Raw genomic sequence first — 17214 nt, 5'->3', positions numbered from 1 at the left:
GCGCATGAACGGGCCAGGCCTGCTCGCTTGTTCACTTATCGCTCACCGATTCTCGTGCCCGGGGGGTCACTGGCCAACTCCTCTTCGGTCGGTCGGACGGTCTGTGCCTGTGCCGCGAAACCCGCGACCACGACGCCGGCCAGGGCGAGGTAGGCCCGCCTGCCGGCCGCGCGCAACTGCCCCGGGTCGACCACCTCAGCGCCGTCCGGCGCCAGGCCGTCCTCCCAGGGGACCCTGACGATGGCCCGGCACCTGCCCCTGGCCACCGCCTCCGCCTGCTCGACGTCGGCCATCGAACGCCTGCTCACGCCGTTGACCACCATGACCGCGCGCCTGCGCAGCTCCGCGCAGCCGTGCCCGTCGAGCCACTCGTACGTCATCGCCACCGCCTCGGACGCCTCCTCGCTCGCCGGCACCACCATCACCAGCTGGTCCGCGTACGGCAGGACCCTGGCCGCCAGCGCCGGCGCCGGGTCGATGACGGCGAGCTTGTAGTGGCGGTCGAGCAGGCGCATCGACTCGCCGAGCCGGTGGTCGGAGAAGAACGACCGGTCCGCCAGCCGCTGCTCGGCGCCCGCGTCGTTGTCCGCGCTGATCACCTCCAGCCCGGAGGCGGTCCGCGTCGTGTAGCCACGCATGGTGAGGTACCCGCTGACGCGGTCGAGGCCCGACAGCAGCGAGGTGAGAGTTTCGGGCGTCTCCGGCCGGATCTTGCTCGTCAGCGTGCCGCCGCCGGTGTTGGCGTCGACGGCCACCACCCTGTCGTCGCGGTACTGGGCGAAGGTGTGGCCCAGCATGAGCGCCGTCGTGCTCTGCCCGGCGCCGCCGGTGCAGCCCAGGACCACGATCCTGCGGCTGCCGCCGAACACGCCCCTGGCCCTGGCCTCGTCGATCTCGGACCCGTCGGTCCGCACCCCGCCGTTGCCCACGACCACCTGCGCGATCCTGCGCCACCCGCCGGAGTCGCGCCCCACCACGGACTCGACCCGCCGCACCTTGCCCTCGCCCGGGCGTGGCACGGGCACGGGCGCGACCAGCCCGTCAGCCCCTTCCCGCCGCGGCACGTCGCCACCGGCCTCACGCGCCACCGCCCGCCGCTCGGGCACGGCCCCTTCTCGGTCGCCACCGGCCCCCGCCGCCGGCAGCCGCCGGTCGGCATCCGTCCTGGCAGCATCCGTGCCCGCCGCCCGCCCGGCCCCATCGGCGCCGGTACGGGCAGCGGGCGCGTTCCGCCTGCCACCCGCGCCCGTGCTGGACCTACCGCCGGCAGCCGTTCCGGATTTGCCGCCTGCACCCGCACCGGATCTGCTGCCTGCACCCGCACCGGGCCTGCCGCCCGCGCCGGGCCTGCCAGCCGCATCTGCACCGGGCCTGCCTCCTGCGCCCGCATCGGGCTCGCCGCCCGGACCTGCACCCGGCCTGCCACCCGCACCCGCTGTGGGCGCGTCACGACCGCCCGGCGTGTCCTGCGTCGCGCCGGTGCTCCCGACCGCGTTCTCCTCCGGCGCCGCGTGCCGCGCGCCCGGAACACCGCCGCCCGCACCGTCCCTCGACGCCTTCGGCACGTCGCCCGCCGGAGCCGGCGCATCCCGTTCCCCAGACGCCACGGCCCGAGCCGGCACGCCTTCACCGGCCCCAGCACCAGCCCCGGCACCGGCACCGGCGGTGGAACCGTTGGTGGAACCGCCAACGGAGTCCGTTTCGGCGCCGGCAGCCTCCACGCCGTCTCGCGTCTCTGCCACCTCGCCGTCCCGCTCCGGGCCTCCGACGCCGGGCACCTCATCACCCGCGCCAGGGCCGTTCGACGCCGTGACCAGGTGGGGCATGTCGGGCGTGTCGAGGGCGTCAGGCGCGCCGGCCCGTGGAGCAGCGGGGACGGCCTCCGCACCCTCCAAACGGTCAGGCCCGGAGGCGGCGGGCTCAGGAGAGGCGGGGTGGGAAGCGGCGGATCCGGGAGCGGCGGGGCGGGGGGTGGCGGGGCGGGGCAGGGGCTTGGCGTCGGGGTTGAGCGGCGGCCACGCCCGCTGGGTGCCGCCCGGAAGCGCCGGTGCCGTGCCCAGCCGGGGCGGCTGCCCCTTCCTGTGCTGGTCGCGGGCCACCTCGTCCTCGCCGCGCTCGCCTTCCACCCGAGCGCCCGGGTCTGCCGGAGCGTCGGCGCTGGCCGCGAGCTTCCTCAGCCGCCGCAGCGCCTCGGTGTCGATGGGCTTGCCGGTGGCGGGCCTGGCGGTGTCCCGCTCCTCGCCGCCTGCCGGACTCTCACGCTCCACCGGCGCATGCGCCCGACCGGCCGCCTCACCCTCACGGTCCTCCGGCCCACGCGCCCGATCAGCCGCCTCCCCCTCATGGTCCTCCGCACCACGCGCCCGACCGGCCGCCCCGCTCTCACGGTCCTCCGCACCACGCGCCCGACTCGCCGTGCCGCGCCCCCGTTCGGCCGCCTCGCCGCGTTCCGGAGCGACAGGGTCGGCCGCCACCTCCTCGTGCACGGGCGGCGGCGCGTCCTGGCGGCGTCCAGGGCCGCCTGTAAGGGCCTCCTCGCGCCGCGGCGCGCCGGGCCCGGACCCCGGGACCGCCTGGCGTACGCGGCCCTTGAGAGCGGGCGCCGTGCCGCGGCGGGTGCCCCAGCGCCCGGCGGCCGGCTCGGCGACGGGGGCCTGGGAGGCGGCCGCGGCAGCCGCGGCGACGGCCGGGCGGACCTGGCGGGGACCGGTGATCCGCTGGCTCTCGCGCCGCCGCTGCGGTTGGCGGGCCTTGCGCGGGGCCTTCGACCGGGCCTTGGCGGGCATGGTGCGCCAGACGCGGCCGGAGAACGTGACGGTCTCCGGCTCCGACGTGGGCGCAAGGCGGTACCACGCCTTCGGCTGGCCCAGGTAGCGCAGATGCGACTCGAGCAGTTCGGTCAGCCGCTTGCCCTCGATGACGGGACGGGTGGACAGCCACGTCACGATCCCGGGCGGCACGAGGAACAGCACGTGCCAGGGCATCTCGACCGGCACGCCGACCAGGACCAGCAGGAGCGACCACGGGACGAACACCCCGACGAACACGCCGATCCAGACGATCGGCAACGGCATCGGCAGGCGCAGGTCGTACAGCTTGTAGAGCCGCTTCTCGATCCGCCAGATGTTCGTGTATGTGGGCAGGTCCACGCCGGTCCTCCTCTCCACCCGCTCGTTCATGACCGCCGGGGAGCGGTCTCAACCCTCACTTGATGCCCAGCGCTCCCGCGATCGCCTTGGCCGTCACCTCGATGATGTTGGGTACGTAGAAGATCACTCCGATGGCCACAGCAAGTATGAGGAACTGTACGAACCGCGTGATTTCACGGGTGAAGAGGAAGAAGAGCGCCACCACGGAGACGACGACGAGGAACAAGGGGGCGAAGAAGCTGCGCAGGAAGTTGGCCAGCCCCCCGGTGTCCAGGCCGGTGGGCGCCGGCGTCGGCGACATCTCGATCAAGGCGAGCACTACGGTCTTCAAGGTCACTTCTCGTCCTCCCGGGGGGTATCGATCACCGGCGGGGCGGTGGTTCTATCCAACGACCCGACCGGCGCCGCGGATGTCGGCGACGAACCACTTGTCGCCCTGCTTCTCGACGGTCAGCCGGTAGGCCATCTCCAGCGTGCCCCCCACCGTCGCCGGATCGGTGGCGTCGGGGCCGGCGGGGGTCTCGTTGCCTGGCACGGCCCACACCACGACCGCCTGGATCTCTCGGGTGGCACCCCCCACGGGCACCACGACCTTCTTCAGCTCCTTGAACGTGAACGTGCCGCCGAAGCTGGGCAGCGTGCTGCCGGCGGCGACGTAGCGCTGCAGGCCGGCGTCGTCGCCGGAGGCGTAGTCGGTGAAGAAGCCCTTGAGCTGCTCCTTGAGCTCGCCCGCGGTGGCCTCGTCGGTCTCGGGCGCGGCCAGTTGCGGCACGTCGGCCGGGGAAGGAGCGGGCAGGACGGCCGGGCGGCCGACCACGGCGAACCTGCCGCCCGCGTCGTCGCCGGAGTAGTAGAGGGGCACGGACAGCATCAGCCGGCTCGGGCCCGACTGGAAGGCCACGCTGACCACCGCGTTGTGGGCGTCGCTCGCCTCGATGTCGTACGCCTGCACGGCGACGGCCGCGAACTTGCCGTAGCCGTCCCAGCCCATTTGGGGGTCCATGCCCTCGGCCAGGAACGCGGCGAGTTTGCGCGACCTGCTCGCCGCGTCTTCGGGACTGAAATTGAGATAGACCCCGGCGAACTGGGCGGCGAATGCCATGCCGCGGTCGGCGGGAAAACCGTGATGAGCAGGCGCGACGGCATTCGGCGCCGCGGTCTGTTGCTGAGTAAATCGCTCAAATGGGGCACGGATCCCATTCACCACGATAACCACAATAAGCGCCCAGAGAATGATGCGGCCGACCCACACCAGCCACCGTCCGCCGCCGCCGGACCAGCCGCCGCGCCGCGGCCTGCGGGGCGCGGGCGCGTCGAAGCCCGCCGGGTCGAGGCGCGCGGAAAGCTCGGGGTCGCCGCCGATCCGAGGATCGTGCTGGACGGTAGACCTACGAGCCATCACGCCTCCGCTCGCGCCGATCCCCCCGGCTGGCGCGGTGTCGTCCGTTGCCGATCCCCATCATCCGTGGTGAAGTAGTCACCCTATCCGGTCTCCGCCATTGTTCCAGGAAAGCCACGCCCATGCTGCGGCATGACCGACCGGACGGCAAACCGGACCGGATGACAGGCGTCATCGCCGATTCCTGTCACCTCCAGGGCGAATCGGCTTTTGACCAGGCCAGACGCCTGAAAACGCATAGCGCGACAGTCATGGATTCCTGTCCACCAGGCATGGACTCTCGCCACCTGCGGATTTGGTATGGATCGCGGAGGCGCCCTCGCGCGTCAGGCGGGCTCCGGATCCTGGGTGGGGCGCGCGCGCCTCCTGCTGTGCAGGTCGACGACCGTCGGCTGGACCGCCCGCTCCAGGGAGCCGCGGAGGTCGGCCAGCATCTCGGCGGCGTCGCGGTCACGCATGCGCGTGGCCATCTCGTTGCGCTCGTCGACCTTCCTGCGGAGGTACGCCTCGCGGTTGACGCGCAGGCCGTACATCAGCTCGACCCTGATCAGGGCCAGCTCCTCCTCGAGGCTGATGCCCGCGAGCGTCGGGGCGGGGCGTCGTTTCCTGATGATGCGACGGATCATTGAGGGCCTCCCGAGTCAGCGTGAACGCCGTGACGATTCGACGCGCGGGCGCCCGAAGTGGTTGACGCATCCAGTCGTCCCGGCATCAGACGTCCTACCGATCCGGGAGCAGACGCCCGAGGGAGCTTCGCCGCCGTCCATCGCCGGTAACTTAGCGCAGCCGACTGTTACCGTAAGTGATTGAAACCCGTGACATGCGGAGGCGACCTCGCGCGGCACGCGCACGTGCCTCGGCCCGATCGTTCGGCCGTACGCTCGCCCGTACGGTCAGGCGATGACCGGGAAGTCCGTGGCAGGGACACCGTCGCGGCGCGAGGCGGCCTCGTCCTCGTCCATGGCCGCCCACATCCGGCCGCTGTACACACCGGCGATGAGCGCCTGGATCATGAGGATCGAGATCGTGATCGTGCGGCCGACCCTCTCCTTGGCCAGCCATGCGGTGGGGTTGAACGCCGCGTAGAGACCGAGCGCGAGCAGGATCGGGATCTGGACCGCGGCCACCTTGAAGGCCATGTCAGCCAGATGGTTGAGCAGTTTGACGACCTCGGCCAGGCTCACGGCCTTGCTGGCCGCGCTGTCGGCGAGCTGGATGCCCGCGGTGAGGAAGTCGCGCAGCTTCCGGTCGGCGACATCCTTCGCCTCGCCGCTCCAGGCCGTGGTCAGCTCGGCGCGGTGGAGCGGGTCACCGCCGCCGAAGCGGCCGCTGAGCCGCTCGGCGGCATTCGTCCAGCCCATGACGGCCGAATCGATCTCGTCGTCGTTGTGGCTCATCGCGTGGGCCCAGATCATGAACGCGGAGGCGGCCGCCAGGGATATCCTCCCCCCGGTGGCGAGCAGCGCGGCGACCTGTCTACCCCGCTGCGCCGAGGTGGAGGCGATGGCCACCAAACCGCCGAACCCGGCCATGGCCCCGAAGGACCCGAACTGCCCCATCGGGAACGCGCGCCGCTGCTGGTCGAAGACGTACCTGCCCGCGTCGTAGCCCTCGTCGGTCAGCACGCTGCCCGCGCTGGTGAGGGGCTCGCGGACCCCTGGCCCGGCCGAATCGAACCACTTGTTGGCCCGCACGATCAGAGCCTCGATCGCGGCGTCGTTGGCGTGGTCGTAGGCCCTGGAGCCGTTCTCGATGGCCCTGGCCATGCCCTCCGCCGACTTCGAGCCCTTGCCGAGCTTGCCGACGAAGCGGTCGCGAGCCATGTTGTGACGGATCCTGGCCGGCTCGCCGAGCAACCCGAACGCCAGGAACGGGAGCTCGGCGAATTCGATCCAATCGGTCTGCCAGTACTTGAGGGAGTCGGCGAAGTTCTGGGCGTCGAAGCCCGTCCGCCGCATGACCGTGGAGTCCGCATCGTAGCCCGTCGACATGGACGCAACAGTTCCACAAGCCAACGAGTTCGGGACAATCCAGGCACGATCTTGTTACCGGCCCGTTACTCCCGGAAGGGAGAAGATCGCGTGCTTCAGACGTTGAAGCGGAACTCGACCACGTCGCCGTCGCGCATGACGTAGTCCTTGCCCTCGACCCGGGCCTTGCCCGCGGCGCGGGCGTTGGCGATGGAGCCGGCCTCGACCAGCTCGTCGAACGAGACCACCTCGGCCTTGATGAAGCCGCGCTGGAAGTCGGTGTGGATCACGCCGGCCGCCTCGGGCGCGGTGGCGCCCTTGCGGATCGTCCAGGCCCTGGTCTCCTTCGGCCCGGCCGTCAGGTACGTCTGCAGCCCGAGCGTCTCGAACCCGACCCTGGCCAGCTGCCGCAGCCCCGACTCCTCCTGGCCCACGGACTGCAGGAGCTCCAGCGCCTCCTCCTCGTCGAGCTCGACCAGCTCCGACTCGATCTTGGCGTCGAGGAAGACCGCCTCGGCGGGCGCGACCAGCGCCGACAGCTGCTCCCTGAGCGCGGCGTCGGTCAACTCGTCGGCGTCGAGGTTGAACACGTACAGGAACGGCTTGGCCGTCAGCAGGTGCAGGTCGCGCAGCTCGTCACGGTCGAGACCGCTCTCGAAGATGGTCTTGCCGGTCTCCAGGACGGCCAGCGCGGCCTCGGCGGCCTCCAGCGCGGCCTTCTTGTCCTTGTTGTTGCGCGCCTCCTTCTGCAGGCGCGGCACGGCCTTCTCGACCGTCTGGAGGTCGGCCATGATCAGCTCGGTGTTGATGGTCTCGATGTCGCGCTTGGGGGCGATCTCGCCGTCCACGTGCGTGACGTCGGGGTCGCTGAAGACCCGGACGACCTGGCAGATCGCGTCGGTGTCGCGGATGTTGGCGAGGAACTGGTTTCCCCTGCCCTGCCCCTCCGACGCCCCCTTGACCAGCCCCGCGACGTCGACGAACTCGACCTTGGCGGGCAGGATGCGGGCCGAGTCGAAGATCTCGGCCAGCTTGGGCAGGCGGTCGTCCGGCACGCCCACGATGCCCACGTTCGGCTCGATGGTGGCGAACGGGTAGTTCGCCGCGAGCGCGTTGCCGGACTTCGTCAGCGCGTTGAAGAGCGTGGACTTGCCGACGTTGGGCAGACCGACGATACCGATAGAGAGACTCACAGAGCTTGAGTTTACGTGGTCGGCGTAACGAGCGTGTCGGGCGGGAACGGCGCGCCGGAGTCCTGCAATCATCGATCGGGTGGATGTCGTCTCGCTCCTCCTGGGGCTCGCCGCCGGGCTCGTCATCGGCTTCCTGATCGCGAGGACGCGATCGGCGGTGCGGGTGGCCGAGGCCGACGCGCGGGCCAAGTCGGCCGCCGAGAAGCTGGTCTACGTCGAGGAGCAGCTCGCCGAGCGCTTCCAGGCGCTGTCCACGCGCGCCCTCGACGTCAACAACGTGCGCTTCCTCGAGCTGGCCGAGACCAGGCTGGCGGCCAGCCGCGCGGAGGCCACGGGTGATCTGGAGCAGCGCAGGCAGGCCGTCGAGCATCTCGTCGAGCCGCTGAGGGACGCGCTGGCGCGGGTCGAGTCGCAGCTGCGCGACACCGAGTCGGGGCAGCGCGCGGCCCGTGCCGAGCTGGCCAAGCAGATGGAGTTCGTACGGCAGAGCAACGAGCAGCTCCGCTCCCAGACCACCGCCCTGGTCAGGGCCCTGCAACGGCCGGAGGCGCGCGGCCGGTGGGGCGAGCTCCAGCTGCGCAGGGTCGCCGAGATCGCCGGCATGCAGCGCCACTGCGACTTCGACGAGCAGGTCGTGGAGGGCTCCATGCGCCCCGACATGGTCATCAGGCTCGCCGGCGGCAAGAACATCGTGGTCGACTCCAAAGTCTCGCTGGCGGCCTACCTGGAGGCCGCGGAGGCGTCCGACGAGTCGCTCGCCTCCGTCCGGCTCGACGCCCACGCCAGGCACGTGCGCGAGCACATCGACCGGCTGGCGGCCAAGTCCTACTGGCAGGGGTTCAACCCGTCGCCGGAGTTCGTGGTGCTGTTCATCCCCGGCGAGGCGTTCCTCGCCCCCGCGCTCGAACGCGATCCCGGCCTGCTCGAATACGCCATGACGCGGCGCGTCCACATCGCCACGCCCACGACGCTCATCACGATGCTGCGCACCGCGCACTACGCCTGGCAGCAGGCCGCGCTGAGCGAGAACGCGCGGGCGGTGTTCGAGCTGGGCAAGGAGCTGTACGAACGGCTGTCGTCACTCGGCAGGAACGTCGACACGCTCGGCCGGGCGCTGACGCGGGCCGTGGAGGCGTACAACAAATCGGTCGGATCGCTCGAGAGCCGCGTCCTGGTCACCGCGCGCAAACTGCACGATCTGGGCGTTGTCGACGGCGATCTCGATGCCCCCGAGATGCTCGACGGCCTGCCCAGACCCCTCGCGTCCCCCGAACTGCTGGAAACCTCGCCACTGCTTTCCCACTCGAACGGTAAGTTGGCCAACGGGTCGCAATAAACGGGGGGTGGGCCATTGGGTGAGAAAAGGCGTTCCGCGGTCCGGCTGACCGCTCGCGGCGCCATCGCGCTCGCCCTGGTCGCCACCCTGGCGGGCTACGTGCTGACGGCGCTGCTCGACATCCCTTACGTCGTGGGCGCGGCCTTCGTCGTGTCGAGCCTGATCGGCGTGCTCATGGTCAACCGGCGCGAGCTGCTGTCGCTGGTGGTGACGCCGCCGCTGGTGTTCTTCTGCGCCACGCTGTTCGTCGAGCTCGGGCGCGCGTTCGGCTCGGTGTCGATCGTGCAGTCGCTGGCCCTCGGCCTCTACACCTCGCTGACCAGCGGCGCGCCGTGGCTGTTCGCCGGCTCGGCCCTCGTGCTGGGCGTCGCCTGGCGGCGCGGGCTGCGCGACAACGTACGCGAGCTGCGCGAGGAGCTGAAGGCGGGCGCGGCCGAGGTGCCGCGCCCGCGCCAGCCGTTCGTGCCCGAGCCGGAGGGCTATTTCGAGCCCAAGGTGTACGGGACGCCGCGCGGCGACGACTAGGACACCCGCAGGTCCTTGCGCAGCTCGTGGGGCAGGGCGAAGCGCATGCTCTCCTGCACCGACTCGACCTCCGTCACGTCGCCGAACCCGTGCTCCGCGAGCCGCGCCAGCACCTGGTCGACCAGCTCCTCGGGCACGGACGCGCCGCTGGTGACGCCGACCGTGGTGACGCCGTCGAGCCACTCGTCGCGGATGAAGCCGGCGTTGTCGACGAGGTAGGCGGCGTCCGCGCCGTGGTCCTTGGCCACCTCGACCAGCCGCTTGGAGTTGGACGAGTTCTCCGAGCCGACCACGATGACGAGCTGCGCCTCGGCGGCGATCTCCTTGACCGCGACCTGGCGGTTCTGGGTGGCGTAGCAGATGTCGTCGCTCGGCGGGTCGATCAGCGTGGGGAAGCGCTCCTTGAGCCGGGCGACCGTCTCGGTGGTCTCGTCGACCGACAGCGTGGTCTGCGACAGCCACACCAGCTTGCTCGGGTCCTTGACCCGCACGTCGCCGACCGCGTCGAGCCCGTCCACGAGCTGGATGTGGGCCGGGGCCTCACCCGACGTGCCCTCGACCTCCTCGTGACCCTCGTGCCCGATCAGCAGGATGTCGTAGTCCTGGTTGGCGAACCGTTTGGCCTCGTTGTGCACCTTGGTGACCAGCGGGCAGGTCGCGTCGATGGTGCGCAGCCCGCGCTGCTCGGCCTCGTCGTGCACGGCCGGGGACACCCCGTGGGCGGAGAACACCACGATCTCGCCCTCGGGCACCTCGTCGGTCTCGTCGACGAAGATGGCGCCCCTGGCCTCCAGCGTCTTGACGACGTGGGTGTTGTGGACGATCTGCTTGCGTACGTAGATCGGCGCACCATACTGCTCCAGGGCCTTCTCGACCGCTACCACGGCTCGATCGACTCCGGCACAGTAGCCGCGCGGCTTGGCTACGAGTACTCGGCGGGAAGTGGGGGTCTGGGGCTCCATACTTCTTATGCTACGTGGAGCGGCCATCAGGCCCGCGCGTGCGTGGTCGCCCGCGGTTTGCCAGACTGGCCGTCCAATACTGACCTCCCAGGGAGACGTCATGTCCCTCAGCGACGTGATACGCAACATCGCCAAGACCGTCACCAACAAGGACGAGCTGAAGTCGAAGGCCAAGGACCTTCCGCTCCTCGTCGTCCAGACCACGCTCAGCGCGGCCGGGCAGGCCCTGCTGGTCGTGGACCGGATGAAGAACTCCATCAAGAGCCTGGGCAGCAAGGAGGAGCGCGAGGACGAGTCGCGTCCCTCGGCCGCCGAGCAGGTGGCGGCGGCCCCGGCCGCTGAGACCGAGGAGGAGAAGCCCGCGCGGCGGGAGCCGGTGATCTTCGCGCCGCGCCCCGGCGCCGCCGAGCCCAACGGTGTCGCCAAGACCAAGCCGGACCCGGTCATCTTCGCCCCGGCCGGCAAGCAGGAGTCCACGGCCACCGCCGAGGCTCCTGCCGCCGAGCCCGCCGCCGCTGGGGCCGCCACCGCCCCGGTCGCCGAGCCCAAGCCCGCGGTCGCGGACGAACCCGCCAAGACCGCCGCCGAGCCTGTCGCCGAGCCCGCCGCAGCTGCGCCGGCGGTCGAGGAGAAGCCCGCCGTCGCGGAGCCCGCCGAGGCGAAGGCAGCCGTCGCGGAGCCTGCCGAGGCTACGGCCGCCGTCGCGGAGCCCGAGCCCGCCGTCGCGGAGCCCGCTGTCACGGAGCCCGAGGCCGCCGTCGCTGAGGAGCCGGCCAAGCCGAAGACCGCCCGCAGGGCCGCGAAGAAGCCCGCTGCGCCCAGGAAGTCCACCAAGAAGCCGGCCCAGGAGCCCGCGGCGGCGTCCGAGCCCGCAGCCGTGGCCGAGCCGGCTCCCGCGCCCGCCGAGGAGGCCCCCGCGGCACCGGCCACCGCCGCGTCCGCGGACCTGGTCGAGCCGCTGCCCGGCTACTCCAGCCTGACCGTCGCGTCCCTGCGCGCCAGGATGCGGGGCAAGACCGCCGAGCAGATCGGCGACTTCCTCGCGTACGAGCAGGCGACCACGGCCCGGCCCGAGGTGATCAAGATGTTCGAGAACCGCCTGGCGAAGCTGCGGGCCGGAGAATAGTCGCACCGGCCCCGTAGTCTTCGGTCATGACCGACAAGACCTCACCCGAGTCTCCCCTGCCGATCCGCACGGTCCTGCAGATGGTGGGCGGTTGGATCGGCAGACTCGGCACGGTCTGGGTCGAGGGCCAGATCACCGACCTGAGCGCGCGCGGCGGCACGGTGTTCCTGACGCTGCGCGACCCGGTCGCCAACGTGTCGGCCAAGGTCACCGCGCCGCGCGGCGTCTACGAGGCCGCGGTGCCGCGCCCGGCCGACGGCGCCAGGGTCGTCATGCAGGTCAAGCCCGACTTCTGGGTCAACCGAGGCTCGTTCGCCTTCACCGCGCTGGAGATCCGCCCGGTCGGCGTGGGCGAGCTCCTGGCCAGGCTGGAGCGGCTCAGGCAGCTGCTGGCCACCGAGGGGCTGTTCAAGGCCGACAGGAAGCGGCGGCTGCCGTTCCTGCCCGGCACCATCGGGCTCATCTGCGGCCGCGACTCCGCGGCCGAGCGCGACGTGCTGGAGAACTCCCGCAGGCGCTGGCCCGCCGTGCGCTTCAAGGTGGAGGAGGTGGCCGTCCAGGGCCCGTACGCGGTGGGCGAGGTGACCGAGGCGCTGGGCAAGCTCGACGCCGACCCCTCGGTCGACGTGATCGTCATCGCCCGGGGCGGCGGCTCGCTGGAGGACCTCCTGCCGTTCTCCGACGAGACGCTCGTCCGCTCGGTGGCCGCCTGCCGCACCCCCGTGGTGAGCGCCATCGGCCACGAGCAGGACAGCCCGCTGCTCGACCTGGTGGCCGACGTACGCGCCTCCACCCCCACCGACGCGGCCAAGAAGGTCGTGCCCGACGTCGGCGAGCAGCTCACGCTGGTGCGCCAGCTCCGCGACCGGGGCCGCAGGGTGCTGACCGGCTGGCTCGACCGCGAGATGTCCTGGCTGACCTCGGTGCGCTCGCGCCCGTCCCTGGCCGACCCGGTGCGCGAGCTCGAACGCCGCGCCGAGCAGGCGGAGTCGCTGCGCGACCGGGCCCGGCGCTCGCTGTCCGGCTCGCTCGACCGCGCCGCCGACGACCTCACCCACCTGCGTGCCCGCCTGGTCGCGCTCTCACCGGCGGCCACCCTGGAGCGCGGCTACGCCATCGTCCAGCACCCGTCGGGCGAGGTGGTGCGCCTGGCCAAGGACGTCTCTCCCGGCTCGCTGCTGACCATCCGCCTGACCGACGACCGGCTGACCGTACGCGCGGAGGACGCGGAGGACACCGACGAACCCGGCGACACGTGAGCAGGTAGGTGGTTGCGAGCACGTCAGCGCGCTGGACGGTGCCGGAGCCACATGAGCGCACGGGCGGGTCAGGGCGACCACCGCAGCGCGTAGACGGCGGTACAGCACACCACAGAGCGCAGGACGGCTGGTACGGCGGCACGCCACCAGAGCGCACAGGACGGTCGCGGGAACGCGGTCAGTCGGCGTGCACGGGAGCACAGCGACCCCGCCCAGCGGCGAGCGCGTGAAGCGCTACGGGAACGCGTGGAAGCGCGGGCGCGCGGGCGCCTGAGAGCCCTGTGGGCGCGTCAGAAGGGGGTGTCGTCGGGGCGGCCCGCGGTGGGGTCCGAGCGGCGGGCCATGGCGGCGGCGAGCTTGACCCTGGCCCCCTGCAGCCACTCCTCGCAGACCGCCGCCAGCTTCTCCCCCCGCTCCCACAGCTCGATCGACTGCTCCAGGGTGAGCCCGCCGGTCTCCAGGCGGCGCACCACCTCGGTCAGCTCCTCGCGCGCCTGCTCGTATGAGGGTGCCTTCTCGTCTCCTGCCACGGGCACCACCCTAGACGTGCCGGCCGACATCCGCGGGGCAGGCGGTCAGCCCTGAGGGCGCTGTTGCAGGACGGAGGCGAGCTGGGCGAGCTCCTGCCAGTCGGCCGTGCCGGTGATCACGAGCGTCATGTCGGGCAGCACGCGGACCAGCGAGCGCTGCTTCTTGTCCTCGCGGAAGCGCTTCTCCCAGGTCGCCCCGCCGACCTGCTGGGTGCCGACGGCCTTGTCGGTGTTGGCCATGCGGCTGGCGAAGCCGGCCGCCGGCTGCTCGTCGCTCTGCGCGAACATGGCGTGCTGGCGATCGGCGGTGGCGTAGCCGAGGTAGAGGACCTGGGCGCCGTTCTCGCCCTTGGCGATCCTGTTGCTGTTGGGCACCCAGCCGGGCGGGTCCTGGCTCGGGGCCCACACGCCGTACGGCACGGAGTGGCCGAAGTTGGCGACGGTGATCGAGTAGTCGAGCCGCGGGATGTGCTCCTCCCTGCTCTGCGGGGTGACCAGCAGGAAGAGCCCGGCCGCCGCGAGGCAGACGAACAGCGCTACCGCGTAGCCGTAGAAACCTTGGGTGAACCGTCGCACACTTGGCGAGGTTACCCGTTGGCGGGGGCGGTCGCCGAAGTGGCGGGGCGGATCTGGCCGATGATGGCGAGCACCTCTTCCGCCAGGGCGCGGTCGCCCGTGCGCACGACCTCGGACACGGCCGCGGCCAGCGCGCCCGTGACGACCACGACCAGCGCGCTCTCGTCCTCGAACAGCGCGGCGTTGCGCTGCGCCCACGTGCGCAGCCGGTCGCGCATGACCACCTCGAAGCCGGGCGGCCCGTCGCCGCGCAGGAACAGCTCGGCCAGCTCCCGCTCCTCCAGGCACCCGTCGAGGTAGGCGCGGGCGGCGCTGATGAACACGCGCATCGGGTCGGTCTCGCCGTCGGCGCGGGCCGAGCGGGCGGCCTGCTTGGTGCGCTGTGTCTGCCTGGCCTGGAACTCCTCGAACAGGGTGAGATAGAGGTCGGCCTTGCCGGAGAAGTGGTGGTAGAGGCTGCCCACGCTGGCCTGGGCCATGGACACCACGTCGGTCACGCCGGCCTCGGCGAACCCTTTGGAGACGAAGACCTGCCTGGCGGCGGCGAGGAGAGAGCTGCGCGTGGCGGCGCCGCGTTCGGACGTGCGTGGCTGGACGGCCATGTTCTCCGCATCGCTCATTCAGATCTCCTCCACGCCGGGGGGCCATGCTCCATGGTGGAGCCAAGATCCTTGCCGCGCACTCGGTATCACGCAAAATCCGTGTGCGGTTATGACAAGGCGGCCCGGTCGAAGCTTACCGACGTCCTACCTGGTGAGGAATCTGTCCGCGTGTGGGCAGATTATCCGCCTCTGGGCGGGAAGTAAGGGGCAACTACGATCGACGTAGATGTCCCACGAGGAGGCCGCTCATCATGTCCGATCAGACATCCGTCCCGCCCGCGCTCGCCACGGGTGAGCACGCCCCCGACAGGAACCTGGCGCTGGAGTTGGTCCGCGTCACGGAGGCGGCGGCGATGGCGGCGGCCAGGTGGGTCGGCAGGGGCGACAAGAACGGCGCCGACGGCGCGGCGGTGAACGCCATGCGCCAGCTGATCAACACCGTGTCCATGAACGGCGTGGTGGTCATCGGCGAGGGCGAGAAGGATCACGCCCCGATGCTGTTCAACGGCGAGCAGGTGGGTGACGGGAGCGGCCCCGACTGTGACGTGGCCGTCGACCCGATCGACGGCACCCGGCTGACCGCGCTGGGCATGCCCGACGCGGTGTCGGTGATCGCGGTGAGCGAGCGGGGCTCCATGTACGACCCGTCGGCCGTGTTCTACATGGAGAAGCTGGTCACCGGCCCGGAGGCGGCCGACGTGGTGGACATCGAGGCGCCGGTCGCCGTCAACGTCAACGCCGTCGCCAGGGCCAAGCACTGCTCTCCCTCCGACGTGACCGTGGTCGTGCTCGACCGGCCCAGGCACGAGCGGCTGGTCAAGGAGATCAGGGAGACGGGCGCGCGGATCAAGTTCATCACCGACGGCGACGTGGCCGGCGCGATCATGGCCGCCCGTACGGGGACAGGCATCGACCTCATGCTGGGCATCGGCGGCACGCCCGAGGGCATCGTGGCCGCGTGCGCGCTCAAGTGCCTGGGCGGCGTGATCCAGGGCAAGCTCTGGCCGCGCGACGACGCCGAGCGCGGCAAGGCCGTGGACGCCGGGCACGACCTCGACCAGGTGCTCACCACGAACGACCTGGTCAGGTCCGACGACGTGTTCTTCGCGGCCACCGGCATCACGCACGGCGAGCTCATGCAGGGTGTACGGTTCCGCGCCGGCTCGGCGGTGACCGAGTCGCTGGTGATGCGGGGACGGTCGGGGACGATCCGCAAGATCGAGAGCGAGCACCAGCTGTGGAAGTTGCGGGCCTACAGCGCGATCAACTTCGACACCGCGGGGTGAGCGACCCCGGAGGGGAACCGAGGGTCAGCGGCGGCGCTTGCGGCGCGGGGGCTCCTTGACCTTGACGTCGCCCGCGAAGTTCGTGGTGCGCACCTCCACGACCGGCGCGCCGGGCTCGGTCGGCTGCTTGTTCAGCCGGACCGTCTTGCCCTTGGCCACCCTGACCACCTCGAGCCCCTCCGGCACGTGGATCTCCAGCCCGCCGAACACCAGGGTGGCGTTGATGATGATCTGCCGGTTCTGCAGGATCGCGTCGCGGAAGTCCAGCTTGGTGGTGCCGAACATGGCCGTCACCTCCAGCTCCGCCGGCACCACCCAGCGCCCGCCGCGCTGCTCCTGCTTGAAGATGGCCGACACGGGCCGGCCGTCCAGGTTGAGCGGCTGCTGGTCGGCGGGCAGCAGGTCGGTGGTGAGCGCGGCCAGCTCGCCGAGCGTGCGCGCGGAGTAGAGCACCCCGAGCCGCTCCTCCAGCTCGTCGAGGGTGAGCCGGCCGTCGGCGTGCGCGTCCTGGAGCACCTGGGCGATGCGCTCGCGGTCGGCGTCGGACGCGCGGAGCTCATGCGGCGGCGGTACGTCGCCCGCCGCCTGCGGTCGCCGGGCCGACACCCACTCCTCGGCCAGCCGTTCCCCGACTTCCTGCAGCTTCGGCAACCACGATCCCGCGCGTTCGTTCACACTTCCGACGATAACCGGCGAGCGGGGGGTTTCGCTCCCGCCGTACGGGCCTGCTTCAGCGGATTCGCCCCAAGAGTCCGGCGATCTCTTCGGCCAGGTCCGTGTTCACCTCGGCGTGGCGGTTGAGCAGCCGGTACCACATCGCGCCGTACACGAGGTCCACGGCCAGCTCCAGATCGACGTCGCCGGGCACGGCGCCGCGGGCGAGGATCGAGCGCAGGGCGGCGCGGCGCGGGGTGATGATCTTCTCCCGCAGCTCGGCGGCCAGCCCGGGATCCGACTGGGCGTCGGCCATCAGCCCGGTCACGACCTGCCCCGCGACCCCCTGGGCCAGCACGAACGTCCTTTCCAGGAACGTCACGAGATCGGCCCGCGCGTCCCCCGTCTCCGGCACCTCGGGCACCTCCTCGGCCAGGACGCCGGTCAGCGACTCCAGCAGGACCTGCGCCTTGGTCTGCCACCAGCGGTAGACGGTCTGCCTGCCGCTGCCCGCCGCCTGGGCGATGCCCTTCATGGTCACGTTCTGGTATCCGTCGCGGGCGCACAGGTCGAGCGCGGCCCGGAGGATCGCCTTCCTGGCCGCTTCGCTGCGCGGTCTGCCAACCATGGCGCTCACTTTACAAGAC

General features: G+C 71.4%; 17 protein-coding genes. 5 read left to right on the top strand and 12 right to left on the bottom strand.

What is annotated here, in order from left to right:
* Positions 1–35: 35 nt before the first annotated feature.
* The 6 genes from FH608_RS31975 to ychF form a co-directional block, all read right to left on the bottom strand.
* Positions 36–3149, bottom strand: coding sequence for a TcpE family conjugal transfer membrane protein (locus tag FH608_RS31975; protein ID WP_193318739.1), 3114 nt, complete (start codon positions 3147–3149; stop codon positions 36–38).
* A gap of 55 nt (positions 3150–3204) precedes the next feature.
* Positions 3205–3450, bottom strand: a complete 246-nt coding sequence (locus FH608_RS31970; protein ID WP_226900099.1) for a hypothetical protein — start codon at positions 3448–3450, stop codon at positions 3205–3207.
* 81 nt (positions 3451–3531) lie between these two features.
* Positions 3532–4251: a conjugal transfer protein gene (locus FH608_RS31965; protein WP_226900080.1), complete on the bottom strand. Its 720-nt coding sequence runs from the start codon at positions 4249–4251 to the stop codon at positions 3532–3534.
* 623 nt (positions 4252–4874) lie between these two features.
* Positions 4875–5174 (bottom strand): hypothetical protein, encoded by a 300-nt coding sequence (locus FH608_RS31960; protein ID WP_139637143.1) that lies wholly within the window; start codon positions 5172–5174, stop codon positions 4875–4877.
* Between the two features lie 267 nt (positions 5175–5441).
* Complete coding sequence (locus tag FH608_RS31955) at positions 5442–6539, bottom strand: hypothetical protein (protein WP_139637142.1); 1098 nt, start codon at positions 6537–6539, stop codon at positions 5442–5444.
* Between the two features lie 95 nt (positions 6540–6634).
* Positions 6635–7711 carry a redox-regulated ATPase YchF gene (gene ychF, locus FH608_RS31950; RefSeq protein WP_139637141.1) on the bottom strand — a complete coding sequence of 359 codons (1077 nt, stop codon included), beginning with the start codon at positions 7709–7711 and terminating at the stop codon, positions 6635–6637.
* Positions 7712–7790: 79 nt separating this feature from the next.
* Between ychF and rmuC the strand changes: the two genes are divergently transcribed.
* Together rmuC and FH608_RS31940 are read left to right on the top strand one after the other, a co-directional pair.
* Complete coding sequence (rmuC, locus tag FH608_RS31945) at positions 7791–9047, top strand: DNA recombination protein RmuC (RefSeq protein WP_139637140.1); 1257 nt, start codon at positions 7791–7793, stop codon at positions 9045–9047.
* A 15-nt stretch (positions 9048–9062) separates the two neighbouring features.
* On the top strand, positions 9063–9572 hold the full coding sequence (locus tag FH608_RS31940; RefSeq protein WP_139637139.1) for a DUF6542 domain-containing protein: 510 nt from the start codon (positions 9063–9065) through the stop codon (positions 9570–9572).
* Here FH608_RS31940 and FH608_RS31935 read toward each other — a convergent pair.
* Positions 9569–10534: a 4-hydroxy-3-methylbut-2-enyl diphosphate reductase gene (locus FH608_RS31935; protein ID WP_139637138.1), complete on the bottom strand. Its 966-nt coding sequence runs from the start codon at positions 10532–10534 to the stop codon at positions 9569–9571. The genes FH608_RS31940 and FH608_RS31935 overlap by 4 nt on opposite strands.
* A gap of 100 nt (positions 10535–10634) precedes the next feature.
* On the opposite strand from FH608_RS31935, the gene FH608_RS31930 reads away from it, so the two are divergent.
* Both FH608_RS31930 and xseA read left to right on the top strand, forming a co-directional pair.
* Entirely contained in the window at positions 10635–11660 is a 1026-nt protein-coding gene (locus FH608_RS31930) for a hypothetical protein (RefSeq protein ID WP_139637137.1), read from the top strand.
* Between the two features lie 26 nt (positions 11661–11686).
* Complete coding sequence (gene xseA, locus FH608_RS31925; RefSeq protein WP_139637136.1) at positions 11687–12919, top strand: exodeoxyribonuclease VII large subunit; 1233 nt, start codon at positions 11687–11689, stop codon at positions 12917–12919.
* Between the two features lie 290 nt (positions 12920–13209).
* Here xseA and FH608_RS31920 read toward each other — a convergent pair whose 3' ends face one another.
* From FH608_RS31920 to FH608_RS31910, 3 genes are read right to left on the bottom strand one after another with little or no spacing between them, the layout of a single operon-like run.
* Entirely contained in the window at positions 13210–13479 is a 270-nt protein-coding gene (locus tag FH608_RS31920; protein ID WP_193318738.1) for an exodeoxyribonuclease VII small subunit, read from the bottom strand.
* 15 nt (positions 13480–13494) lie between these two features.
* On the bottom strand, positions 13495–14025 hold the full coding sequence (locus tag FH608_RS31915; protein ID WP_139637134.1) for a DUF4245 domain-containing protein: 531 nt from the start codon (positions 14023–14025) through the stop codon (positions 13495–13497).
* 11 nt (positions 14026–14036) lie between these two features.
* Entirely contained in the window at positions 14037–14645 is a 609-nt protein-coding gene (locus tag FH608_RS31910) for a TetR/AcrR family transcriptional regulator (protein WP_139637133.1), read from the bottom strand.
* 233 nt (positions 14646–14878) lie between these two features.
* Here FH608_RS31910 and glpX point away from each other — a divergent pair, with 233 nt between their 5' ends.
* Complete coding sequence (gene glpX, locus FH608_RS31905; RefSeq protein ID WP_139637132.1) at positions 14879–15913, top strand: class II fructose-bisphosphatase; 1035 nt, start codon at positions 14879–14881, stop codon at positions 15911–15913.
* Positions 15914–15937: 24 nt separating this feature from the next.
* Here the strand turns inward: glpX and FH608_RS31900 are convergent, their stop codons facing one another.
* Positions 15938–16588, bottom strand: coding sequence for a DUF1707 SHOCT-like domain-containing protein (locus tag FH608_RS31900; RefSeq protein WP_139637131.1), 651 nt, complete (start codon positions 16586–16588; stop codon positions 15938–15940).
* A gap of 55 nt (positions 16589–16643) precedes the next feature.
* Entirely contained in the window at positions 16644–17195 is a 552-nt protein-coding gene (locus FH608_RS31895; protein WP_193318737.1) for a TetR/AcrR family transcriptional regulator, read from the bottom strand.
* Positions 17196–17214: the final 19 nt, after the last annotated feature.

Origin of the sequence: Nonomuraea phyllanthi (genome assembly GCF_006334985.2) — a bacterium.
GTDB classification, from domain to species: domain Bacteria; phylum Actinomycetota; class Actinomycetes; order Streptosporangiales; family Streptosporangiaceae; genus Nonomuraea; species Nonomuraea phyllanthi.
This window is presented reverse-complemented; position numbering and strand designations above follow the sequence as displayed.